Source organism: Mediterraneibacter sp. HA8405 (assembly GCF_056148955.1).
Window position 1 is genome coordinate 3,083,725 of sequence record NZ_CM148758.1, and the last position, 24,003, is coordinate 3,107,727.

Below are 24,003 nucleotides of genomic sequence, written 5' to 3' on the forward strand. Positions count from 1 at the left end.
AAAGCGAGGGAGAGACATAAGATGAAATGGAATCTGAAACACTTTTTTCTTCTGACTGCCAGCACCCTTCTCATGGCATTCGGAACATATTTTTTCAAATTTACCAATAATTTTACCTTTGGCGGAATTACCGGTCTGGCTGTGCTTGTAGCCAAAACAGGCCTGATGTCGGCAGGAGATTTCAACCTGGTGGCAAGTATGATTCTTCTGATCGCAGGGCTGATTATTCTCGGAAAGGAATTTGCTGCCAGAACAGCCTATTGCAGCATCCTTCTTTCCATTGCCCTCTCCGTCATGGAACGTCTGTGGCCCTTGTCAGAACCTCTGACCAGCCAGCCCATGCTGGAACTTTGTTTTGCTATTGCTCTTCCGGCTCTTGGCAGCGCGGTGCTCTTTAATATCGGCTCTTCCAGCGGCGGGACAGATATTATTGCCATGATCCTGAAGAAATATTCCAGCTTTGACATCGGACGGGCACTGATGATCTCGGACGCGGTCATTACAACCGCCAGCTTCTTTGTATTTGACATTGAGACAGGCCTTTATTCATTCCTGGGCCTTGCGATCCGCTCCTTTATGATTGACAACTTTATCGAAAGTTTCAATCTTTCAAAATATTTCAATGTAGTATGCGACCATCCGGAACCGATCTGTGATTTTATCGTTCACACTCTGGGGCGAAGCGCCAGCGTATGTCTTGCAAAAGGCGCGTATTCCGGGAAGGACAAATATCTGATCCTGACCGCTCTGAACCGGGTGCAGGCCGTAAAACTGAGGAATTTTATCAAAAACGAGGAGCCGGACGCATTTATTCTGATCTCAAATACAAGTGAAATTATCGGAAAAGGATTCCACAGCATCTGACAGTTTCCGCAGCAGAACAGAGTATCTGCTGCGGAATTATTCTGAAAAAGCAATATATTATAAAATATCGTTCTACGAAAGGAGCTTTTTTATTTATGAAACATCTTGTAATCGCTGAAAAGCCTTCCGTTGCCCGGGACATTGCCCGCGTGCTCCACTGCGGTCAGAAATCAGCCGGCTGTATGGAGGGCAAAGACTACATTGTCACCTGGGCTCTGGGCCATCTGGTAACCCTTGCAGACCCGGAGCAGTACGGCGAACAGTATAAAACATGGAGCATGGACACACTTCCCATGCTGCCCAAAAACTGGAAGCTGGTTGTCATCCGCCAGACGTCCCGGCAGTATAACGCGGTAAAAGATCTGCTTTCCCGCAAAGATGTGGCCGATGTGGTAATCGCCACAGACGCCGGCCGGGAAGGGGAACTGGTAGCCCGCTGGATCCTGGAAAAATCCGGATGCAGAAAGCCGGTAAAACGTCTCTGGATTTCCTCTGTCACTGACAAGGCCATCCGGGAAGGCTTCGCCCACTTAAGACCCGGAAAAGACTATGAAAATCTGTACCATGCAGCGGTTGCCCGGGCTCAGGCCGACTGGGTGGTCGGCATCAACGCCACCCGGGCTCTGACCTGTAAATACAACGCCCAGCTTTCCTGCGGGCGGGTCCAGACTCCCACCCTGGCCATGATCGCTGCCCGTGAAGAGGAAATCCGCAGTTTTGTGCCAAAGCCGTACTACGGACTGAAAGCCGCCGCAGGAGGCATTTCCTTTGTCTGGACAGACGCTTCCTCCCGGTCCTCCCGGACATTTGACAAAGAACGGATCGAATCCATTTATAAAAATGCGGAAAAGCGGCTGAAGATTACAGAAGTGACAAAAAAGCCGAAAAAAAGCTGGTCCCCGGCCCTCTACGACCTGACTGCCCTTCAGCGGGAGGCCAATCAGAGATTCGGTTTTTCAGCAAAAGAAACGCTGAATATTATGCAGCGTCTGTATGAGAGCCACAAAGTTCTTACCTACCCGCGGACGGATTCCCGGTATCTTACAACGGATATTGTAGGGACATTAAAAGAGCGCCTGGAAGCCTGCGCTGTCGGGCCATACCGGAAAACCGCGGCCCTTCTGGCCAGACAGGACATCCGCCCGTCAAAGTCTTTTGTAAACAACGCAAAAGTATCGGATCATCACGCCATCATTCCCACCGAGGAATATGTGCGCCTGGAAAATATGTCCTCTGATGAGCGCAAAATCTATGACATGGTAGTCCGCCGGTTCCTGGCGGTTCTCTCCCCGGCCTGTGAGTCGGAAGAGCTCTCCGTCACCGGCATGATCGGAACCGAAAGATTCACGGCAAAGGGAAGCGTCATAAAGAATCCCGGCTGGCGTCAGGTATATGACTCAGACTGGCAGAACATAGAAGACGAGGATGACATCGAATTTTCCGGCAGGGACGGTGCAGATGACTTTACGGCAGGCCAGGGCCGGGGCATCCCGGGCAATCTGGACACCGCCTCCCTCCGACCCGGAGCCACGCTTCCGGTTACTGCCCTTTCCATCACAAAAGGCGCCACAAAACCGCCTGCATACTTTACAGAGGGCACGCTGATCGCCGCAATGGAAAACCCTGTCAAATATCTGAAAAACAAGGACAAAACCATTGTCCGCACTCTGGGAGACACCGGCGGCCTGGGAACGGTTGCCACCCGCGCGGATATTATAGAAAAACTGTTCAACAGCTTTCTCATGGAAAAGAAAGGGAACGAAATCCATATTACATCAAAGGGCAGACAGCTGCTGTCCCTGGTGCCGCCGGATCTGAAAAGTCCGGAACTGACCGCCCAGTGGGAGCTCCGCCTGCAGGCCATCTCCCGTGGGAAAGACTCGGACCGGAAGTTCATGGGAGAAATCCAGGATTACACCCGGCGCCTGATTCAGCAGATCAAAGACGCAGACGGCGCCTTCCGGCACGACAACCTGACCCGGCACAAGTGCCCCCAGTGCGGAAAACTGATGCTGGAAGTAAACGGAAAGCACGGGAAAATGCTTGTCTGCCAGGACAGGGAATGCGGTTACCGGGAAACCATATCCCGCCGTACCAACGCCCGCTGCCCGGTCTGCCACAAGAAAATGGAACTGGTAGGAAAAGGCGATGCCCAGCGATTTGTCTGCTCCTGCGGACACAAAGAAAAGCTCTCTGCCTTCCAGGAGCGCAAAAAGAAAGAAGGGAAAGGCGGAAACAAACGGGACGTAGCCGCATACATGAGAAAACAGGCCAAAGAGGCAGACCAGCCGCTGAACAACGCGTTTGCGGAGGCCTTTAAGAATCTGAATTTGTGAGGGGAGAAATGTCCGCCGGGGAGGCCGGGGATTGTGCCGGAGAGCGCGCTTTCGCTCGGACGCGGCGCAGCGGTACATAAGAGCGCAAAGGACGCGCTCTAAGTGCCGGCGGGATGAGAGCAGAAAATGGCGGAATACGGACGACAGGATGCGCCTTTCGGAGAGCGGCTGCGGGAAATTCCGGCGACTTGAAGCGTGATTTAATAAAACTTAAAACCCTGAGTACAGGCGTTAGGATTTTCAATGGAGCTGTCCGAACGTAACGTAAGTTTCCATTGAAAATCCTGTTTTTAGCCTGTGCTCAGGGTTTTGTAGTTTTATTTATTGCGCGGAACGGAGCTGGAATTTTCCGCAGCTGCTCTCCGAATACGATTCACTCTCGCTTCGTATTATGACATTTTCGGATCTTCTTTACTTCAGCCCCATGTCCCCGATAAATTCAGATCCGTCAGTCCTGAATCATCTCCAGCACTTCTTCTTTCGCGGGCATTGCGCGGATTGCTCCTTTTCTGGTTGTTACGATAGCCGCCGCCGCGTTTGCGAATGTAAGCATTTCTCCCAGTTCGTCTTCGGTCAGACTGTCAAAGTCATGCTCAAGGATATAATTAAGCGAACTTCCGCAGAACGTGTCTCCGGCTCCGGTCGTCTCAATGGTCTTTACGGAAAATCCCGGTCTTTCAACCCGCATTCCCTTATAGTACGCACGGCTTCCGTCCTTTCCCATGGTCAGAAGGATCAGCGGAATCTGATACTTCTCCTGCAGGTACGCAATTCCTTCATCATAATCCTCTTTTCCAGATACAAACTGAATCTCATTATCCGAAATCTTCAGAATATCGCATACGCCAAAGCCATACTCCATCTGCTCTTTTGCCAGATCCAGGGAGCTCCAGAGCGGCGGTCTGAGATTCGGATCAAAGGAAACCAGACATCCGGCCGCCTTTGCCGCCTGCACCGCTTTCTTTGTCGCCGCCTTTACGCCTTCATGGGTCATGGACAATGTGCCGAAGTGAAAGATCCTGGTCTGGCCGATAAACGCCGGATCCACTTCATCTTCTGCAAGCATCATATCAGCTCCCGGATTGCGGTAAAAAGAAAACTCTCTGTCTCCGTCCGGGAAGGTATGCACAAAGGCAAGCGTGGTGTTGACTTCGCTGTCCATTTTCAGATTGGAGGCATCTATGCCTGCTTCTGTAATTGTCTCTTTTAAAAGTCTGCCGAACTGATCTTCTCCCACCTTTCCTACAAAAGCAGTCTTCTTGCCCATTTTATTAAGCAGGGCCAGAACATTACAGGGCGCCCCGCCCGGACATGCCTCAAACATATTATTGCCCTGATCGCTCTGTCCGTTCATTGTAAAATCAATCAGAAGCTCTCCCAGCGCAATTACATCATACTTCTTTTCCATAAACAGATACCTCCTCTTCATACTGATATTGATTATACATCATTCTCCCGGCTATTTCTCGCACAATTGAATGATTCATACAATTTTCCATGTGTAAAATAATTATAAGACCGGCAGCCCCCGGCGCACCGGGATCCATACGGACAGCTGCCGCATGCTCCGGTCAGCATTTCCGCCCGGAACTTCCTGTTATAAGCAAATGCATCCGGAGATTCCCAGATCTCCCTGAGGCTTTTCTCTCTCAGATTGCCTTCAATAAAGCGGGAGTCATACATTGCCTCGCAGCCCCGGACATTTCCCACACTGTCAATCCCGATCGCATCCAGTCCCGCGCTGCAGCCCCGAAAGTAAGCGTTTCCGCTCAAATTTCCCCTCAGATATCCTTCCGCTCCGGTGAAATACCCGATATTATCGGCAACCCCCATCATAAACGGCGCCTCAAACATTTTACTTTCCACAAAATCAATCACTGTATTGCAGTCAAAACGGTAATCCATTCCGCCATTTGCGGCATTCCCCATAGGCGAACACGCCTGCAGCTGCCATGCCGCGATATGCTTTGTCAGCAGATACTGATAAAAAGATTCCAAATACGGCACATTCCCGCTGTGTAACGTTGTAATAACAGAAACCGGTATACCGCTGCCGCTTAAAACATCAATGGCAGAGTCTGCCCGGCGGTAACTGCCGGACTGACGGAACCTGTCATGAATCTCTTCCGGACCGTCCAGCGATACCGCCACCGACTCGATCCCTGCCTCTTTCAGCCGGGTGATCATACCTCCGGAAAACAGATAGCCGTTGGTAATCACAGATACCCGGATCTGCCTCTCCGTTAACGCGCGCACAATTGCAGGCCAGTCCGGCCGCATGAAAACTTCCCCGCCGATCAGGGACACTCTCTGGCAGCCCAGGTTGGACAGCTGTTCCGCTACGCGCAGACACTCCTGCGTGGTCAGTTCATTTTCCCTGGCTTTTCCGCCTTTCGATCCGCAATACCGGCAGGAAAAGCAGCACGCCAGGGTAATCTCCCACACACATGATCTTAAATGAAACAAACACTTTGTTCTTTCCATACTACTTTTCATCTTTATTCCTGCTCCGCCTTAAAGAGAAAAAGCCTTTCCTCCGGGGCTTCCTGTCCTCCTGTATCCTCGGAGATGCATAAACTTCCGCCGTTGCCGGTGGATTCTTCCAGGAATTTTCCACTGTTCCGAAGTTTCCAATGTACGATGAAGCTCCTGAGTAATTAAATGGATATGGCCTGCTGCCTTTTGTATCTGAATTCTCGGCAATTTTTTCTTCCGGGTTTTCATGGTTTTCCGATGACTGCGGCGCAGAAGAAGGAGAACCATCCAGCGGGAACATGCTGGCCGGTTTAAAGTACTTACTTTCCCCTTCATCCTTTACTGGATTTTTTTCACATTCTCTTTCCCTGCTTCTGCGCATCATTACATCCGGCGATGCATACACTACGGTCATTCTGCTGCGATCATTTTCTCCTTCCGCGCTCCCGCGTATCCTTATGCCTGATGAGGTATTTCCTTTATCCATACCCGGTCTGCCAAAATATCGTGCTATATCTATATATGCGCCGCAATAAGGGCAAAAAACGCCTTCATTCATATTATCCGCTTCCTGTCCGGCGCCGCACAGGGGACAGGAAAACCGCATCTTCGTCATATCAGCATCTCCTTCCTTCTGGAATACGCATTTCACAGAAACTCAGTTAATTAAAATATACCAGCTCTTCAATCGGCTCAGCAGGCTCGATATTTTCCGCTTCCAGCACAGGTCCTTCTCCCTGGTACACTGATACATTCGCATATCTGACTTTCGCCCGGACGGTGATCCACTGTCCCGCTTTCAGCTTCGGCGCATAGGCGCTTCTGCATACATATCCCAGAAATGTGGTGTCATCCGCGCAGCAGGTCATAGCCATACGGCCGGGCAGAAAGACTTTGGAAGGAAATGATCTGGGCTTTAAGACTTTCGCGGTGAACTCCACCGTCTTTCCCTTATACCGCTCCGGATGCTCCATCATATCCACATACCAGATGCCATAGTCTTCTCTGGCAATCTGAATAACCGGCGCCTTCAGGTCATAAGGCACTTCATCTTCAAAAATATTGTCAATCTCTCCCTGCTCGTCCTCAAATATCACTTCCGCCTGGGGGCTTACGACTTTTACGCTTCTCCTGTAGCCCGGCAGAGGCTTCAGGTCCTCGCACCGGTTAAAGAGCACCAGTTCCGCTCCCCGCACCATTTCTACAAACAGAGGTTTTAAATTTGTCAGATACATCTGAAATGTACTGGCGTCCACCGTGGTCAGCTTCTGCTCGATGGCCCACCCCTCCGGCAGTTTCATAGACTCAAAATCACTGACCTTCCACATACCGTTGTACTCAATTACAACACGTTCCGGCTCATGCTTCCGGTTCAGCTCTTCCAGATATTCTTCCGTCAGTTCTTCCTGATCTTCCACCTTTTCGATCACTACTCCATATCTGAGCATTTCCACAGGATTATACTCTTCCTCCCCTTCCTCGCAGAGAATCAGGAGCGTCTTTCCGTCAATCTGAAAATAATCCTGCTCCAGTGTAAACTTCAGAAACTGGGTTTTTCCGCTGTCCAGAAATCCTGTCATCAGATATACCATTACATTTGGTTCCATTTTTTTCTCTCTCCCGTCTTTTCACATCCGCTGTGGGGCGCTTAAGCTCCCCCCGGCGGCAGATCATTTAAGCCAGCCCGAAAAGCTCCGCCAGCTTCTGTTCGTTCAGTTCCGCTCCGATCACACAGATCCTTCCGGTATACTCCGGCGCGCCTTCCCGCACTTCATGCTCGCCCGGCACCATATCGAAATAGATCCATTTTCCGTCAGCGCCTGCAACCATGCCCTTGGCGCGCAGAACATTGCCGAACTCCTCTTCTGTTTCAAGACGCTTCAGAATTGTTTCAATTCCTTCTTTGTCAAAAGTACGGATTGTCTCCCGGCCCCAGCTTGTAAACACGTCATCTGCGTGATGATGGCCTTCATGATCGTGATGGTGATGGTCATGGCCGCAGCCGCATTCTCCGTGATCGTGATCATGGTGGTCATAATCGTGGTCGTCATGATCATGGTCGTGGTCATGATGATCGTGGTCGTCATGGCCGTGATGGTCGTGGTCATGATCATGGTCATCGTGATGATGATGTTCGTGATCTTCGTGATGATGATCGTGGTCATGATCGTGAACATGTCCGCATACCGGGCAGGCTGCCTCCGCCAGAAGCTCTTCTTCCAGAGATTTTCCGGATTCCATGGTTTCCAGGATTTTTTCTCCCGGCAGCTGCGCGATGGGAGTGGTAACAAAAGGCGCTTTGTCATTCAGCTCCCGCAGAAGAGCCACGCTTTCCTCGATTTTCTCCGGTTTTGCCTTATCTGTACGGCTCAGAATTACCGCGCCCGCATATTCGATCTGATTACTGAAGAATTCTCCGAAGTTCTTCCGGTATATTCTGCATTTTGTTACATCCACAACGGTTGTAAAGCTGTTGAGTTCCGCATCGATTTCGTTCTGTACGTCCTGAACGGCCTTGATCACGTCAGACAGCTTGCCCACACCGGAAGGCTCAATAAGAATCCGGTCCGGATGATAGGTGTCTACCACTTCGCGGAGCGATTTTCCAAAATCGCCTACAAGAGAGCAGCAGATACAGCCGGAATTCATTTCCCGGATCTCTATGCCGGACTCTTTCAGAAAGCCGCCGTCAATGCCGATTTCACCGAACTCGTTTTCAATCAGCACAACCTGCTCCCCTGTAAACGCTTCAGAAAGCAGTTTTTTAATCAGTGTTGTTTTTCCGGCTCCGAGGAAGCCGGAAATAATATCAATCTTTGTCATGTTTCTCATCCTCCTGCTCTTTCTATCATTCTGATCTATCTGTCATTTCAGGTCCAGTTCCACCGGACAGTGGTCTGAGCCCATTACATCTGTAAGAATCTTTGCGTCTGCCAGCCTGTCTTTCAGGCACTCAGACACACAGAAATAGTCAATGCGCCATCCCGCGTTTTTGGCCCGGGCGCTGAAGCGGTATGACCACCAGGAATAAATGCCTTCCGCGTCCGGATAGAAATAGCGGAACGTATCGATAAATCCCGCATCCAGAAGTTCTGTAAACTTCTGCCTCTCCTCATCGGTAAACCCGGCGTTTTTCCGGTTTGTCTTGGGATTTTTCAGGTCAATTTCTTTATGGGCCACATTCATGTCTCCCGTAACAATCACGGGCTTTTTTTCTTCCAGTTTTTTCAGATAAGCCCGGAAATCATCCTCCCACTCCATACGGTAATCCAGCCTTGCCAGCTCATTCTGAGAGTTTGGCGTATATACTGTAACAAAATAGAAATCCTCAAACTCACAGGTAATGACTCTGCCTTCCTGATCGTGCTTTTCAATTCCGATGCCATATGATACGGACAGCGGTTCCTTCCTTGTAAATACCGCTGTTCCGGAATACCCTTTCCTCACCGCGTAATTCCAGTACTGACAGTATCCGTCCAGGTCAAGCTTCAGCTGTCCCTCCTGCATCTTCGTTTCCTGAATACAGAAAATATCTGCATCCGCTTCTTTGAAAAAATCAAGGAACCCTTTCTGAACACATGCCCGGATTCCGTTTACATTCCATGATATTAATTTCATCTGTTCCCTCCTTCGCACGGGAAAGTCCGGTTTTGGACCTCCTTTTTCCGACACTGCCGGCCTGTCCGGCAGTCTTCTCCGCGGTTTTTCACATACCGGAAGCTTTCTGCCATATGGTACGTCATGCCGAACCGCATAAAAAAACGAAAGACAGATAACTCTGCTACCTGTCTCTGTTTCAGTTATAGCGAACCTCCCGCAGAAACAGCCCCTGCGCCGGGGCCAGGAACCCCGCCTGCTGCCTGTTCTTTGTCCGCAGAGCCGCCGCCGCGTCTTCCGGCTTCCGCTCTCCGGCGCCGGTCTCCAGGAGTGTTCCTGTAAGAATCCGCACCATATGATAGAGAAAGCCTGTCCCGTCATATTCGATGACAACGCTGCTGCCCTGTCCGCTGATCATTATATCATAAATTGTACGTCGTGTGGACTTTTCGTCCTTTTTATCTGTATAACCGGCATATTCACGGGTTCCGGTCAGATACCCTGCCGCCTCTCTCATGGCTTCCAGGTCAAGACGGCGCGGGAAATGAAAGCTGAACCGCCGGGTAAATACATCCGGCCTTTCTCCTGTATCGATGTGATATTCATATACTTTTCCCACCGCGCTCTTTCTGGCATGGAACCCGTTTTTCACAAGTTCCGTCTGCAGGACGCGGATGTCTGCCGGAAGTCTCTCATTCAGAGCTGCGGTAAAGTCTTCGCTTATGATCTTTCCCGGAAGAACAATGCTGGCTGTCTGTCCCCGGGCATGCACACCGGCGTCTGTCCGGCCGGATCCGTTGACTTCAGTCCTGCGGCCCGTTTCTTTCATCACAGCGTCTTCCAGAATCCCCTGAATGGTATTCTCCGTATTGCTCTGCCGCTGCCAGCCCTGATAGCGGGTGCCGTCATATGCGATTGTCAGCTTATACGTACGCATTTTCCGTCCGCTCCTCTGCTACTGAAGAAACTTCTTCAGCTCGTCCATAAATGTATTGGCGTCTTTGAACTCTCTGTACACGGAAGCAAATCTGACGTAAGCCACCGGATCCAGATCTTTGAGCTTCTCCATGACAATCTCGCCGATTACGCTGCTTGGAATTTCCTTTTCTTCCCTGTTAAAAACCTCCAGCTCTATGGCGTCAATCGTCTTCTGTATGGCCTGCGCCGAAACCGGGCGCTTGTAGCAGGCGCTTAACACACCGTGCTCGATCTTGGCCCGCTCATACTGTTCACGGTTATTGTCCTTTTTAATTACAATCAGAGGAATCGTCTCCACTTTCTCATATGTTGTAAACCGTCTTCCGCACTCATCACATGAACGCCGTCTGCGGATAGAGGACTTATCTTCCGCTGGTCTTGAGTCTATTACTTTTGTATCCGGGTTTCCACAATATGGACATCTCATATTCTCTTCCGCCTTTCTGTTTTGGCCGGCTTTCCCTGCCTTTTGTTTCTTCCCATAAGTTTCCTCTATTATACACAACCCCTAGATTTTTTGCAAAAACTTTTCTTCCTGTATCTCCACAAGTATAATATCCGGCCCGATCTTGCGGATACAGCAAAAGGGAATGACATATTCACAGTCTGTTCCAAAAAAGCCGCAGATCTTTCCCGGGCCGGGTACAATAAGGGTCTCCACCTCTCCTGTACATACATTGATCTCTACATCCATTGCGCAGCCCAGCTTTCTGCCGCTGCAGACATTAATAACCTCTTTGTCCCTGAGCTCACAGATCCTCATATGCCTTCCTCCACGCAGGATACGGTTTCTCACTGATACTATATGCGGAAAACAGGAAACAGGTTCCAATCCTCAAATCACTCTTTCCTTTTCCATGTACCTGCGCTAAAATACAATCGTAAACTATGAAAAACAGGAGAATTCAATTTTTATGAAAGAAACAATTTTACTTTTTAATCCGCCGGAGAAGGACACGCTCCTGAAAATCGAAATGGCGCTGTTTCCTCTTCATATCCGCCTGAAGCGCGTTGCCCGTGAAAATTATAACCAGCCTCTGGGCGTACTTGCAGGAATCAGGGACATGGCTCCTGCGGAAGGCGCCTATGAAGGAGAAGAACTGCCCGGCACAATGTTTGTGTTCTGCTTTCTTGACGACAGCCGGTTAAACCAGGCGCTCGCCGCCCTGCGCAAAACCGGAGCAGGTCCCTTCCCCTACAAGGCAATCCTTACACCTACAAACAGTTCCTGGACAGCACCGGACTGTTTCAAGGAAATCCGGAAAGAGCATGAGGCCATGAGCAAATAGCTCACGGCCCCGTGTATTTTTCTTTATAACGGATTTTCCGGCTTCCCGTTCCCATCCGCCGGATTACGGAAGAAGAAATGCATACATTACTACAAAATGGCAGGCGCTTCCACCCATCACAAAAAGATGGAAAATCTCGTGGCTGCCGAAATTCTTATGTCTGTTATTGAAAATCGGAAGCTTCAGCGCGTAAATCACGCCGCCCACTGTATAGATAATTCCTCCTGCCAGAAGCCATCCGAAAGCCGCCGGCGACATATTATTGAGGATCTGGGTAAATGCCAGTACGCAGGTCCATCCCATTCCGATATACAGAACAGATGATACCCACTTCGGACAGTACACCCAGAAAGCTTTGATCATGATGCCCGCAATTGCGATGGACCACACAACAGCAAGAAGTATCAGCCCGGTTCTGCCCTTGAGCACAATCAGACATACCGGCGTATAGCTTCCTGCAATCAGTACGGAAATCATCATATGATCAATCTTTTTCAAAATCGTATTTACCCGCTCTGAAACATCGAATGTATGGTAAGTTGTGCTTGCCGCATACAGTAAAATCAGACTGGCCGCATAAATTGTCAGTGAAATAATATAAATCTGGCTCGGTTCATTCGCAGCCTTTATCAGAAGCGGCACCGCTGCAAAAATAGCCATCAGCATGCCGATAAAATGTGTAATTGCACTGCCGGGATCTTTAATATGTTTCTTTTTTTCCATAACCACACACCTCCATGATGTCAGAATCGCAACAAGTAGTTTTTAAAACTATATCCAGCATATGCATATATTACATCATATATTCCAAAAAATCAACCTGAAAAATAAACAAAAAAGAGGCCGTATTGCAACAGCCTCTGTACATATTTTAAAAATCAGTTTCATTTACAGTTTATTATTACCGAATCACTGTTCCGGTTTTTCCTTTTAACGCTTCTTTTACTTTATCAAATGCAGTAATATATGCGCTCCGGCCCTCACGTTTTTCTACGAATTCAACAGATGCCCTGAACTTCGGCAGCATATTGTAAATGCCGAAATGTCCCTCATCCATATAAGCCTTTGCCTGTTCTACTGTAAGCTCTCCAAGCGGCGCTTCGTCCGGCTGCCCCATATTGATGCATACTTTTTCCACATTTGTCAGAATAATAAGCATATCCGCGTCAATGCCCTCTGCCAGCTTTCCTGCTGCCAGATCTTTCTCGATAACCGCGCTGGCGCCCTTCAGATGATTGTCCTGCTCCAGTACCGGAATACCGCCGCCGCCTGCGGCGATCACGATCTGATCCGCGTCCAGCAGTGCGTTAACCGCATCCAGCTCCACGATTCTGACCGGGTTCGGCGCTGATACCACACGGCGAAAGCCCTTTCCCGGCTCCTCTATTACATAATTGCCCTTTTTGCGCTCCTCGTTGGCCTCTTCTGCGTTCATATACCGGCCCAGTACCTTGGTGGGGGTATAGAATGCCTCGTCATAAGGATCGACCACCACCTGAGTAAGAACCGTGCTTACGGTCCGGTATATGCCGCGGTTTAAAAGTTCCTCGCGGATCCCGTTCTGAAGGTCATATCCGATATATCCCTGGCTCATGGCAGAGCAGACAGACATAGGCGCCGGCGTATACTCTGTGTGATTTTTCGCGAACTCATTCATGGCTGTATGAATCATCCCAATCTGAGGCGCATTGCTGTGAGTGATGGCAACCTTGTATCCCTCCTCTATTAAATCAGCAATACATTTGGCAGTATGTTTTACCGCAATCTTCTGCTCAGGGAGTGTCGTTCCCAGGGCCCGGTGTCCCAGAGCCAATACAACTCGTTTTTTCATAATCGTCTCCATTCCTCTGCCTGCTGCGGCAGTATGTCTTTTCGTTTTATTAGAAGTGTACTATCATTTCCATAAAAAATCAACTGTTCCTCTCGTCTAAATCTTCGTCAGAATCGTATAGACAACATCCGCTATTCCCAGACAGGTCAGCGCCAGACAGATCACTGCACGTTTGCCCCGGGACAGCTTCAGGAAACAGTCCGTCCAGCGGGGCGCCATATAATACAGGAAAGCGCACCCCAGCAGCGCGAACGCAATGGAACCTCCCATGTATATTCTTCCGTTCAGGTTGAGGAAATAATTGTCATAATCTCTTACCCGAAGCCCCAGGCCGCTGTCAAACAGCCAGCTGGACAGATATCCCGCCACAGAATAAATGCTGAAGTTCAGCGCAAACACCAGCGCCGGATTTTTCAGAAACCTTCTTACAAAAAACAGCAGAACCACGCCGCAGATTCCATACAACGGAAGCCACGGCCCCGCCAGCATGATCTGGTCCGGAACGACTCCGTTTCTTACAAGAGAAGCCGCAATTTCCAGAAGCCATCCAAATACGGAAAAAGCAAAAAACAAAAATATGTAAGAAAGCCAGTCGTATTTCCTGTCCGCTTTTACAGGTGTTTTTACCGCACGAAGAGGCGGCTGTACAGCAAACAGAAATACCGGGTACTGTTCCGGAGCAAAATAGGATATTTTCGTATAAGGCCCCTGGGAATCGTCATACAGCGCCTTGCTGATCAGAAGTTCATCTTCCGAGGGCACATGCTCCAGATAAGAGTCATTCAGATTTTCATACCCGGCGCAGCGAGAAAGAACGTAGTTTCTGCGGAGTGTAAAATAAAATTCCGCTTTGCAGCCGGCCACATAAGGATTAACATAGAAAAAGTCCAGAAGTCCCAGCGTAAACAGAGAAAGAATTTTCCATCCCAGAAATGACAGATCAATAAGGAACAGTTTCCGCTTGTTATGCTTCATCATCTGTCTGGACAGATAAAACGCCCGTTTCCTTCCGATCTTCGGATTTTCAGCAAGAATATAGGGAATCAGGCTGTACTCATAGTGTTTAATGATGCCTCCCGCGATGGTAAAATTCCAAAGCGTCTGGCACACAGAGCGGCAGAGCATAACCCAGGCCGGATTGAAGATACAACGAAGCTTATACAGAAAAAATATCTTGGAAATCTGAGTCTGTCTGTATTTCCTGCTTTCCATGAAAAACCGTTTTTCTCCGATTTCCAGAATATTGCTGATAAATATCTGACCCAGGACCGCCAGAACGGCTCCTGCCGCAAGAAATAATACCGAGGTTTCCGGATTCTCCGTAAGGAAGCCGTTCACAGCCCGCAGGACAGAAAAAAAGATCGAACTTGCTGATGTGCAGATGTCAACAATAAGCCCGCCCGCCTCAAGCACAAAGGGAGGAAGCTTATCACTGATATTTCCGCCAGGAAAAAACCGCTCAATAACCTGAACTGCCACGTCTGAATTTGACAGATCCGGTGTGACAGCTTTCCCGTCCGGCAGTCCGGATACAGAGTGGAATCCGAAAAATGTAGTTGTCACCGGATACGCAGTTGTAAGCATGGCAATAAGAAAGCAGACAGAAATTGCCCTCAGGTAATTCTGTCTGACCAATATGCGACCTTGTTTCTTCAGCTCATTCCTCTTTACCATGTCTTCCTCCGGGATGTCAATGATAGTATATTATAGTTTAGAAAGGCAGGATTTGCAAGTATGCCGGCGTCTGCGCCGGCATACCCTCCTCCCGTACCTCTCTGCCGCTTACCGGATCATAATATAGTCATCCTGACTGTGCCGCTGCTTCTGCATAACTATTATCCCGTTTTTTACGACATCATTTGTAATCAGGATATTCACATGTTCACTTTGCAGCAGATCCAGCACCTCCTGATTCGGATGAGAATCCTTCGCCCTGCCGAACCGCCGGTTATCATGGGATATAATCACTGTCTCCGGATTAATCTGCCGAAGGATTTTCCGGTTCATATTATGCCGGCTTCCATGGTGGGGCATTTTCAGATAATCGGCGGATATCGCCTTGCCTTCCCGTATCAGCCGCTCAAATACTTTTTTACTTGCATCCCCGGCAAGGAGTACAGACGGCTCACTGCCAAACTTCATCCACAGTACTGTGCAGATATCATGGGTGCATTTTACATAATTCTTATAAATTTTCCGCATGCACTTTCTGCTGCCTGTAGCATTGAACTGCCAGAGCAGAGATACATTTTCCGCAAAAAAGCCCAGTACATAATTGCAGCCGGCACGATACGACTCCATATCCTCGTACTGCCAGTCTCTCAGCCAGAATCTCCTAAACTCCGGAGAATCCGCGCCCACATAACCATGCTCCGCAGAATGAATATACCGTTCCATTTCCTCAGCAAACTCTCCGGTAAACAGTTCCTGCATCAGACCGGTCAGATTCTGCCGGTCCGCTTCCCCGAGCCAGTCATAATTCTCCAGGCAGCACGGAGGATTCAGGCATTTTATATGCTTACAGAAATCCCTGCCCTCATAGGCAAAAGTTAACTGCGGCACCGCGTTTCCTCTCCCGGTAACTTTTACCAGAAACGCCTGATTATTTACGACTTCTTCCAGGGCTTTTACAAATTCTCCGCAGTCCTCAGCCTCCCTGATTCCTTTCAGATTCAGAATGGCTCTGGCGATCAGCGTAACCTCGTTCTGATATAAAGGTACAATAATCTCCTCAATCTGATCTATCTTTCCCGCGAAAAAATGCATGCCGCCCAGGTGATCATTGTCATGATGTGTTAAAAATATATGTACACGGTCGTTTCTGTCTATATTTTCAGTAATATCATATCTGCCGGGCCCAAGATCAATAAAAACCGTTTTCCCGCCGTATCTGCATCCGGAAGAGGGATTCAGCAGTATGCTGTCACCCTGACCTACGTTGAGCACTTCGAAATCAGCCATATCTTCTGTCTCCTTCCTGTATCAGCTTTTACTCATTGTAAAATAAAAAGCGTAAAGATGCAAAACAAATATAAATCCCGGCAGGCCCGGACATACAAAAAGCAGGCCGCCGTACGCGCGATTCCTAATAAATCACAGCCGTTACAGTTTCCTGCTTTTTCTGTATTTTCTCTGTTTCATTTTTCTGTTCTGCCACGCCGCTTAGAAGAGATCTCTTGTATAAAGCTGCATATATGTCTCAAAAGAATCTCTTAAAAAATCACTGAATCTTCTAATCATATCCGGCACCTCCTCTTTCTTTTCGATTGCATTATAGCTCTGCACGGGCTATAATTCTTGTCAAAAGGAAAGATAAACCAGCCAGATCTTGCAGGAGGTGCCCATGCATTTTTTCTATGAACTGAAGGAAGACCAGATGGAAATCTACGAAAAAGTTTCCGTCCATTACCCACCCCATATTCACAAATCCATCGAATGCATCTATGTAACCGGAGGAACACTGGAGCTGGGCGTCGGCGAAACCCTTCTCCACATGGATACGGGAGACTTCGGCATTGTTTTCCCGAACGTCATCCACCACTATCAGGTATTCAGCCGGGAGGAGTCCCGGGCCTTCTACTTTCTGGCGCCGCCTACCCTTACGGGCGCATACACGGATCAGCTCCTGACATGGCAGCCGGAAAATCCGGTCATACCTGCCGGATCCGTTCACCCGGATATTCCTTACGCCCTGCGCCGACTGTACGAATGTGCCGGTCAGCGCTCCGATTCACAGAAACAGCCGGCAGCATCTGTCCTCTGCCGGGCATTTACCCAGATTATCCTGGCAAGGGCGCTTCCTTGTCTTACGCTTCAGAAAAGAGCAGAACAGCCGGGGCATGATATTGTCTATGATACCGTCGTTTACATGGCCGGACATTTCACCCAAGAAGATATCTCTCTGACAAAGATGGCGGAGGATCTGGGATACAGCCCCTTTGCCCTGTCCCGGGTCTTTTCCCATACCTTTCATACAAATTTCAACGGGTATCTGAACGACCTGCGCCTGAATCAGGCAGTGAACCTGCTGGAAAACTCAGAAGAATCCATAACCGAACTGGCAATGGAGGCAGGATTTACAAGTATGCGGACATTTAACCGGGTGTTTGGAGAGAGGTATCGGATGTCGCCCAGGGAGTATCGGAAGAGGAGAAAGAATAGCGGGGAAGACATATAGGAAAGGAAAGATTTTTGCAGTTCTGTATTATATCTGAGGCCTGACAGGCCCGGTCAGGAACCGCAGATCTCATCATATGCCCGGGAGCTTGAAATCACCCGTTCTTCCGTAATACAGCTTCGAAGAACAGTCAGCGCGGCTTCATGCTCCTTCGGTCCCGATGTGGAGCCGCACAGATCTTCTATCACCGCACAGTCTACGAGATCATTATAGCAGTCAAGAACACTGTGCAGAACACAGCAGCCTGTATTGACGCCCGCGAAATATATTTTTTTAATCTCATGTTCCCGGACAAACCGCTTCATTTCTTCGTTCCAGCAGCTGTATTTGTCCTTGTCAAACACTCTTGTCATACTGCCGCGAAGTTCCGGCACGATCTCAGCTTCTGCCGATCCCTCCATGCAGCTCTTCCAGCCTTCAAACACATAACACGCCGTATGCTCATGATTTACATAGCGGGTTCCCGCTGTAATGACATTTCCGCTGATCCGGCTCTGGAACCGGGCCATTTTATCCACAAGATGTTCCGTATACTGGTTCATAAAACCATTCTGCATATCTATAATCAAAAAAAGGATGTTGCTCATATTCTGTCCTCCAAAATAAACTGTACTATTGAAACAGTATTTCCAGTGCGGGGTGGATTTACCCGAAATTTTGTCTTATTTATACCTTTTGAAATCTGCGGCTCTACAATAACTTCTCCGGTCTGCTCATCCTGCCGGTCCAGCCAAGGCTTGCGGCCCACTCTACTTCAATGCCTCCCATCCCTGGAAATAATCTTCTGTTGAAACCTTTCTGTTTTTGAAAAAAACGAAAAGGAAAGCCACAAATAATATTACCATCAAAACTATTTTTATAATTTCATAGAATTCAAAATCCATCAGAGCCTTAAAATCAGTTTTGTAGAAAAAGAGCAGCAGCACGGCAATATTAACAACTATAAAAGGGAAGCTTGAAAAGACAAAATAGGAAAAATATTTTTTACCTCTTGCTTTTACAAATTTTGAATTTCTTGTCTCCCACATAAAAGTCTCTCCTTCATGGAAGACCTTTAAGTATGCACCAATTCTGTAAATCCCTTCCAACCTGCTTAACACAATCAGATAAGCCGGAAAAATAACAATATAGGATAATATAAATAACACATTATCTGTTTGAGTAAGTGCAAATGCAAGAAAGCTGGCTATAAACGCATAGAAAAAAGTAATTGTGTTACTTACGATTGTATCCAGATGTAATATTTCATCTCTCAGCATCAGATACTCATCTTTTGGTTCAAACATGCTATTTTCTCCCCTCATACACTTTTGAATTCTGCATATATTTTTGTATATGTTCAGATAATCGGCCAAAATATTATGGCATGAAAAATTGGGGTGCGGCCGATCCGTAACAGGAAAAGGAAAGGCCGGGAATATCCTTTACGAAATCTCTGAGTTCCTCCAAATACGCATTGTAGTAAATGTATCCTGTAATCTTAGATGATTCTTTTCCCTCAACATCATATACAACCATATTATAACCGGTACCATCAGCTCCCCTGCCGGCTGACGCATAATCTTTAAATCTGCACTGCTCAACATATCACATAATGTCTGGACCTCCTCTTTGCTCAAACAGGACGACTGGATATCAGAATCACCACTAGCGCTATAAGATACATAGGAAATCACAAGTCCTATCTGGTATATGACCCACGTCTGCGAAACCATCACATCAGAAGTAACGTCTATCTGTCCCCAGTTCATTTCTTCCATTTCAAATAAACGTCCGTCCTTCGGTAAATTTATTTTCTGTTTCTCCGGTTTCCTGATTTCCGGCAGCTGGTACCCGCATTTAATACAGAACTTCCAGTCGTCGGCGAGCCTGGCTCCGCAATTTGTACAGAACCTCATGGTGACCTCCTTATATTTTCCGCTTTTTCAATTTCTTCTTTCAGTTTTATTGCTTCATACAATTTACAGTTATTTGCCGTTCCCTTTTTTGATAAATAACACCTTTTCAAAAGTTTTAAGGTCACATACACGAAAACCTAAAACCAGATTCGGCAGTTTCTCATAATGGCCGAAAGGTTCTGATCCTATAGACAACAGCACCGACTAACCAGATGCTCTGTTGCTACTGCACATCCGTTTTTACAACTCTGGCCTTTCATCTTCTTCTCTATAATTCAATCAAAATCTTCGACTGCTTCCCACACCAGCTCCAGTATTTCTTTCAAACTCAGCTCAGCCAAATCTTTGTATTCTCCATACTGTATAACAATTTTCTTATAAGAGCAAAACAGAATATCCAACAGTTTTGTTTTTATTTTCTCCTTTTCACGCTGGAGGGATTTTTCCAGAAGCTGCTCTTTATATATGCATTCCTGATACAAAGTCAAAAAATAATATAGAATATCTTTTATTTTAATGCGGGTCAGTTCACTTGATATATTATCAATTCCTGTATCTGAATAAAATACGCCAGCTTCCGGCATCTGGGATAAAGCAGTTCCAAATTCCGCAACAAACGTCCTCATATCAGACTCGCTTATAGCATTGCTTGTGTCATCTCTTTTATCATCGCCGAATATCCGATAATGTCCCTGTTCATAAAATAAATCCAGAAGCTCTTCCCGGAAGTTCAGATAGTTTGCGTATTCATCCGAATCTTTTTCAGGAGCTATTCTTTCCAATTTGGAAACGAAGTTACTCCGAAACCAATATAAATTATTAAAATGAAAAAAAAGCTCATCCAAATGTTTATATTTACCAGCCAGTAAACGGTACTTTTTCTCGTTAAGCGGCAGTGCATTTTCTCTTCCCGGTTCGTGCAGATTATAGTGCAGAAACGCTTCTCCTTTATGCGGAAAATCTATCCTGAGGCAGTATCTGTCCATATTTTCCAGAGCAAAAAATATTTTTATTCCGGTTGTTGTCCTAACTCCCTTCCGAATAATTCCGGAAGCAATAGCCGTATCAATCTCAATTTTCTGAATTCGGACATCTGCCAACAGGTCTTTAAAACTCATAATCAGAGTTTTTGCTATTTTCTGTGTATTTTTTGAATAAATTGCCGAATAGTTCAAAAGCAGCAGTACTGCCTGCACCTGCATAAATGCGACCCCAGCCATAATTGTATCGTGATCCAATTTATGCACTAACTTGGAAAGATCTTCTTCCGGATCAATATCAAGCTCAGAATTTCCAACAATCAGCAGTTGGCTCTGTTCTGTTTTATATATGTTAAATATATATTCCCCAATCATACTGTTTGGTATATATTTGCTGCTGAAGTCCAGACCTTTGTGATCTCCAAAATCAAAGTCCATAACCAGAGATGAAATAAATGCATTGGCACAACTGATATAGCGGCACAGTGAATATGAATGTTCGACTTCATAAAAGCAGGGCTTCTGCAACGTGTCATGAATCATATACAGAAGCATATGTAAATAACGGTCGCTCGTGACACACTGCACGGTTTAACTGTACCACCCTGCCGCTAATTCTGTACCATCTTACCGGTTGGCTGTACCAGCCGCTAAAGTTCTCCTTATAATGATTGTGGCACACCTAATGTGTGACTACTATTATAAGGAGGGCGATAATCATGGTAGATTATCGAGAAATCCTGAGGCTTCATAATCTCGGGTATTCACAGCGGGTGATCACATCATCTGTTCATAGTTCCCGCAGTACTGTCAAAGAAGTAATCGACTTAGCCAATGCGCTGAAGATCGAGTGGCCTCTGGATGCAAATGTTACTAACTCAGACCTGAAGTTACTCCTGTACCCTGCCCGGGCAGAGAAGAATTCCAACCGTATGCCCATTGACTTCCCGTGGATTCACAGGGAACTTGCAAAGAAAGGCGTTACGATGACACTTCTTTGGACAGAGTACTGCGAGCAGGCTTATGCCGCAGGGAAGCAGCCGTACATGAGTACACAGTTTGGTGACCTCTACCGCAAATGGGCAAGAGTCAGCAAGGCAACCATGCGTATTTCCCGAAAGCCTGGAGAGACCTTCGAGGTTGACTGGGCTGGTACAACCGTTGACATTCACGACAGTGTTACCGGCGAAATCACTCCGGCTTATCTCTTCGTGGGAGTATTGTCTTGCAGCAGCCTTGTATATGCGGAACTCTGCCGGGATATGAAGTCGGAGAACTTTATCCTCTGCCATGTCCATGCCTATGAGTACTTTGGTGGCGTAACCCGTTTGGTTGTGCCGGATAACCTCAAGACCGGAGTAACCAAGAATACCCGTTATGAAACCGTCATTCCCAGAGCCTACCAGGAAATGGCCGATCATTACGATACGGCGATTGTCCCGGCCCGGCCAAAGGCTCCTGACGACAAACCAAATGCAGAGGGTTCCGTGAAGTTTGCCACGACCTGGATCCTTGCCGCCATCAGGAATTATCACTTCCTCTCTTTTGAAGAGGCTTATGCCACCGTAAAAGAGAAGCTTGAGGCTCTGAACAATAAGTCTTTCAAGACCCGGAAAGGGAACCGCCACACGGCATATGAAGAGGAAGAACGCAGTTTTATGCATCCGCTTCCTCCCGCACCGTACGAGCTGGCTACATGGAGCACAGCGAAGATCCACAACGACTATACGATCACCGATGGCCTCAATCGTTATTCGGTGCCCTTTGACCTGATCGGCGAGACCGTAGACATCCGCACTACAAGAGATACCGTGGAAGTGTTCTTCCGTGGCGGACGCGTTGCTTCCCATGTGCGCTTAAAAAAGGCCCAGCGCGATGCTGTTATGGTGCCGGGACATATGCCGGAAGCACACCGCAGATACCTCTCTTACAACAAAGACGCTTTCCTCTCATGGGCTGAGTCGGCAGGCTCCTCTGTTTCCGCAGTGATCCGTCAATTCCTAGAAGCCGGGAAGGAGCCGGAGCAGGGCTATAAATACTGTGTAAGCCTTATGAAGGCTGCAGACAGATATGGCCTTGCTCGTGTGGATGCCGCCTGTGAACGTGCATTAGCCTTTTCATCGACACCTGCGCTGAGGAGCATCCTCACCATTCTCAAAAACGGACAGGATAGGATTCCCCTCAATCAAGCCGCTGAAGCACCTGTGCCGAAAAATGGCACCCGCCACGGGATCACACGAGGCGCTGATGCTTTCCGGAAAGGGGGTGCAAACATATGATCAACCAGTCAACGATTGATACCCTCAAGCAGATGCGGTTCTCAGCCATGGCCAAAGAACTGGAGTCCCAGCTGAGCGATCCTGATACCTACAGCAGTCTCGGCTTCGAGGAGCGGATCGCTCTCCTGGTCGATGCAGAGTGGAACCGCCGCCAGGCCAATAAGCTCGCCAAATGCATCCGTGATGCCGGATTTTCAGCGCCAAATGCTTGTATGGAAGAGATCGAATACCATCCGGACCGTAAGCTGGACAAGACGCAGCTGACACGCTTCTCTACCTGCAAGTATATCGATGACGGGCGGCATATCATCCTGAGTGGTGCCTGCGGCAGCGGCAAGACGTACATTGCATGTGCACTTGGCAATGCTGCCTGCAGAAAATTTAAAAAAGTACGTTACGTACGCCTTCCTGAGCTTCTGGAAGAACTGAATGTCGCTAAGGGCACCGGTGAATTCCGGAAAACCATTGCTTCTTACCTGAAAGTGGATCTTCTCATCCTTGATGAATGGCTCATCCGCCCGTTGGTACAGCAGGAATCCTATAACCTGCTTGAGGTTGTGGAAGCACGGATCAAAAGCCAGAAGGGATCCATGATCTTCTGTTCCCAGTATCATACGGACGAATGGTATGGCAGGCTCGACCCCGCATCAGCGGAAGGGAGCCCGATTTCCGAAGCGATCATGGACAGGATCATCCACAACGCCTATGACGTTTTTATTGATGGCCACGTCTCCATGCGAAAACGCCATGGGATCCAGACATCCGGAGAGGATGGTGATGGCAAATGATCCGGGATGATTACACCGCATGGGACGAATGCCCCGATATTGATAACTGCGAACTGATCCAATCCTTCCTGGAACTCGTAGACTCCATGGTGAAAGACATCCAGCATCTGAAAGCTGAGACCGTAAAGGCCAGATATGAATTGAGCCAGAAGCTTGATCCGGAACATCAGTGGACCACTGGAGCTGATATTCTTTCTGATCTGGATACCCCGCATTACGATAACCTGGCGTACCAGGAGTACATGAGGATCTACTATGATGGCGGAGATCCAATGTCATTTAAGGAGCATGTGGATTCCATGATAAGGATTGCCCAGGGTCAGGATGACGACCGGTATTAAGTTGTCAAGGTAATAATCTATAGTCATCAGCGTATGTGCTGGAATGACTCTATGTAAGATGTCCTGAAAACATCAGGTCATCGGCTGTGGAGTCAACGCTCCATCAGCACGGAATGCGTTTGCTTTGTTTAGCTGTCATTCATCTGGCAGGATGGCACTTGTCAATGTCG

The 24,003-nt window shown here is 48.0% G+C and carries 24 protein-coding genes; 7 read left to right on the forward strand and 17 right to left on the reverse strand.

The window, feature by feature from the left end; translation table 11 throughout:
* Nucleotides 1-21 precede the first annotated feature (21 nt).
* Nucleotides 22-864, forward strand: a complete 843-nt coding sequence (locus tag AC0QUU_RS14500) for a YitT family protein (protein ID WP_474543580.1) — start codon at nucleotides 22-24, stop codon at nucleotides 862-864.
* Nucleotides 865-959: 95 nt separating this feature from the next.
* Nucleotides 960-3,200, forward strand: a complete 2,241-nt coding sequence (locus tag AC0QUU_RS14505; RefSeq protein ID WP_474543582.1) for a DNA topoisomerase III — start codon at nucleotides 960-962, stop codon at nucleotides 3,198-3,200.
* A gap of 448 nt (nucleotides 3,201-3,648) precedes the next feature.
* Here the strand turns inward: AC0QUU_RS14505 and AC0QUU_RS14510 are convergent, their stop codons facing one another.
* The 9 genes from AC0QUU_RS14510 to AC0QUU_RS14550 form a co-directional block, all read right to left on the reverse strand.
* Nucleotides 3,649-4,608 (reverse strand): carbohydrate kinase family protein, encoded by a 960-nt coding sequence (locus AC0QUU_RS14510; protein ID WP_474543584.1) that lies wholly within the window; start codon nucleotides 4,606-4,608, stop codon nucleotides 3,649-3,651.
* A gap of 32 nt (nucleotides 4,609-4,640) precedes the next feature.
* Nucleotides 4,641-5,684 (reverse strand): radical SAM/SPASM domain-containing protein, encoded by a 1,044-nt coding sequence (locus tag AC0QUU_RS14515; RefSeq protein ID WP_474543586.1) that lies wholly within the window; start codon nucleotides 5,682-5,684, stop codon nucleotides 4,641-4,643.
* A 1-nt stretch (nucleotide 5,685) separates the two neighbouring features.
* Nucleotides 5,686-6,291 (reverse strand): hypothetical protein, encoded by a 606-nt coding sequence (locus AC0QUU_RS14520; RefSeq protein ID WP_474543588.1) that lies wholly within the window; start codon nucleotides 6,289-6,291, stop codon nucleotides 5,686-5,688.
* Nucleotides 6,292-6,337: 46 nt separating this feature from the next.
* Nucleotides 6,338-7,282, reverse strand: a complete 945-nt coding sequence (locus AC0QUU_RS14525) for a TIGR03943 family putative permease subunit (protein ID WP_474543590.1) — start codon at nucleotides 7,280-7,282, stop codon at nucleotides 6,338-6,340.
* A gap of 67 nt (nucleotides 7,283-7,349) precedes the next feature.
* Nucleotides 7,350-8,498, reverse strand: coding sequence for a CobW family GTP-binding protein (locus tag AC0QUU_RS14530; protein WP_474543592.1), 1,149 nt, complete (start codon nucleotides 8,496-8,498; stop codon nucleotides 7,350-7,352).
* A gap of 42 nt (nucleotides 8,499-8,540) precedes the next feature.
* Nucleotides 8,541-9,293 carry an exodeoxyribonuclease III gene (locus AC0QUU_RS14535; RefSeq protein ID WP_474543594.1) on the reverse strand — a complete coding sequence of 251 codons (753 nt, stop codon included), beginning with the start codon at nucleotides 9,291-9,293 and terminating at the stop codon, nucleotides 8,541-8,543.
* A 178-nt stretch (nucleotides 9,294-9,471) separates the two neighbouring features.
* Nucleotides 9,472-10,209, reverse strand: coding sequence for a tRNA pseudouridine(38-40) synthase TruA (gene truA / locus AC0QUU_RS14540; protein ID WP_474543595.1), 738 nt, complete (start codon nucleotides 10,207-10,209; stop codon nucleotides 9,472-9,474).
* Between the two features lie 18 nt (nucleotides 10,210-10,227).
* A complete protein-coding gene (nrdR, locus tag AC0QUU_RS14545) occupies nucleotides 10,228-10,677 on the reverse strand; it encodes a transcriptional regulator NrdR (protein WP_474543597.1) in 450 nt (149 codons plus the stop codon).
* Nucleotides 10,678-10,758: 81 nt separating this feature from the next.
* Nucleotides 10,759-11,013 carry a YlmC/YmxH family sporulation protein gene (locus AC0QUU_RS14550; protein WP_474543599.1) on the reverse strand — a complete coding sequence of 85 codons (255 nt, stop codon included), beginning with the start codon at nucleotides 11,011-11,013 and terminating at the stop codon, nucleotides 10,759-10,761.
* Nucleotides 11,014-11,164: 151 nt separating this feature from the next.
* On the opposite strand from AC0QUU_RS14550, the gene AC0QUU_RS14555 reads away from it, so the two are divergent.
* Nucleotides 11,165-11,539 carry a DUF3783 domain-containing protein gene (locus AC0QUU_RS14555; protein ID WP_474543600.1) on the forward strand — a complete coding sequence of 125 codons (375 nt, stop codon included), beginning with the start codon at nucleotides 11,165-11,167 and terminating at the stop codon, nucleotides 11,537-11,539.
* Between the two features lie 63 nt (nucleotides 11,540-11,602).
* On the opposite strand, the gene trhA is transcribed toward AC0QUU_RS14555, so the two are convergent.
* The 4 genes from trhA to AC0QUU_RS14575 all read right to left on the reverse strand — a co-directional run bounded on the left by trhA (nucleotide 11,603) and on the right by AC0QUU_RS14575 (nucleotide 16,331).
* A complete protein-coding gene (trhA, locus tag AC0QUU_RS14560) occupies nucleotides 11,603-12,262 on the reverse strand; it encodes a PAQR family membrane homeostasis protein TrhA (RefSeq protein WP_474543602.1) in 660 nt (219 codons plus the stop codon).
* Between the two features lie 178 nt (nucleotides 12,263-12,440).
* On the reverse strand, nucleotides 12,441-13,370 hold the full coding sequence (gene arcC, locus AC0QUU_RS14565; RefSeq protein ID WP_474543604.1) for a carbamate kinase: 930 nt from the start codon (nucleotides 13,368-13,370) through the stop codon (nucleotides 12,441-12,443).
* 96 nt (nucleotides 13,371-13,466) lie between these two features.
* Nucleotides 13,467-15,044: a DUF975 family protein gene (locus AC0QUU_RS14570; RefSeq protein ID WP_474543606.1), complete on the reverse strand. Its 1,578-nt coding sequence runs from the start codon at nucleotides 15,042-15,044 to the stop codon at nucleotides 13,467-13,469.
* A gap of 108 nt (nucleotides 15,045-15,152) precedes the next feature.
* Complete coding sequence (locus AC0QUU_RS14575) at nucleotides 15,153-16,331, reverse strand: ComEC/Rec2 family competence protein (protein WP_474543608.1); 1,179 nt, start codon at nucleotides 16,329-16,331, stop codon at nucleotides 15,153-15,155.
* A 382-nt stretch (nucleotides 16,332-16,713) separates the two neighbouring features.
* Between AC0QUU_RS14575 and AC0QUU_RS14580 the strand changes: the two genes are divergently transcribed.
* Nucleotides 16,714-17,547, forward strand: coding sequence for an AraC family transcriptional regulator (locus AC0QUU_RS14580; protein WP_474543610.1), 834 nt, complete (start codon nucleotides 16,714-16,716; stop codon nucleotides 17,545-17,547).
* 53 nt (nucleotides 17,548-17,600) lie between these two features.
* Here AC0QUU_RS14580 and AC0QUU_RS14585 read toward each other — a convergent pair whose 3' ends face one another.
* The 4 genes from AC0QUU_RS14585 to AC0QUU_RS14600 form a co-directional block, all read right to left on the reverse strand.
* Nucleotides 17,601-18,134, reverse strand: a complete 534-nt coding sequence (locus AC0QUU_RS14585) for a cysteine hydrolase family protein (protein ID WP_474543612.1) — start codon at nucleotides 18,132-18,134, stop codon at nucleotides 17,601-17,603.
* Nucleotides 18,135-18,296: 162 nt separating this feature from the next.
* A complete protein-coding gene (locus tag AC0QUU_RS14590) occupies nucleotides 18,297-18,833 on the reverse strand; it encodes a hypothetical protein (RefSeq protein ID WP_474543614.1) in 537 nt (178 codons plus the stop codon).
* 138 nt (nucleotides 18,834-18,971) lie between these two features.
* Nucleotides 18,972-19,445: a zinc ribbon domain-containing protein gene (locus tag AC0QUU_RS14595; protein WP_474543616.1), complete on the reverse strand. Its 474-nt coding sequence runs from the start codon at nucleotides 19,443-19,445 to the stop codon at nucleotides 18,972-18,974.
* 275 nt (nucleotides 19,446-19,720) lie between these two features.
* Nucleotides 19,721-20,980: a hypothetical protein gene (locus tag AC0QUU_RS14600; protein WP_474543618.1), complete on the reverse strand. Its 1,260-nt coding sequence runs from the start codon at nucleotides 20,978-20,980 to the stop codon at nucleotides 19,721-19,723.
* 164 nt (nucleotides 20,981-21,144) lie between these two features.
* Between AC0QUU_RS14600 and istA the strand changes: the two genes are divergently transcribed.
* The 3 genes from istA to AC0QUU_RS14615 are packed head-to-tail and all read left to right on the forward strand — an operon-like array spanning nucleotide 21,145 to nucleotide 23,833.
* Nucleotides 21,145-22,704, forward strand: coding sequence for an IS21 family transposase (gene istA / locus AC0QUU_RS14605; protein ID WP_474542316.1), 1,560 nt, complete (start codon nucleotides 21,145-21,147; stop codon nucleotides 22,702-22,704).
* On the forward strand, nucleotides 22,701-23,492 hold the full coding sequence (locus AC0QUU_RS14610) for an ATP-binding protein (RefSeq protein WP_033125733.1): 792 nt from the start codon (nucleotides 22,701-22,703) through the stop codon (nucleotides 23,490-23,492). The genes istA and AC0QUU_RS14610 overlap by 4 nt, the downstream gene beginning before the upstream one ends.
* The gene (locus AC0QUU_RS14615) at nucleotides 23,489-23,833 is read left to right on the forward strand and encodes a hypothetical protein (protein ID WP_474542313.1); all 345 of its coding nucleotides are present in this window, start codon (nucleotides 23,489-23,491) and stop codon (nucleotides 23,831-23,833) included. The genes AC0QUU_RS14610 and AC0QUU_RS14615 overlap by 4 nt, the downstream gene beginning before the upstream one ends.
* Nucleotides 23,834-24,003: the final 170 nt, after the last annotated feature.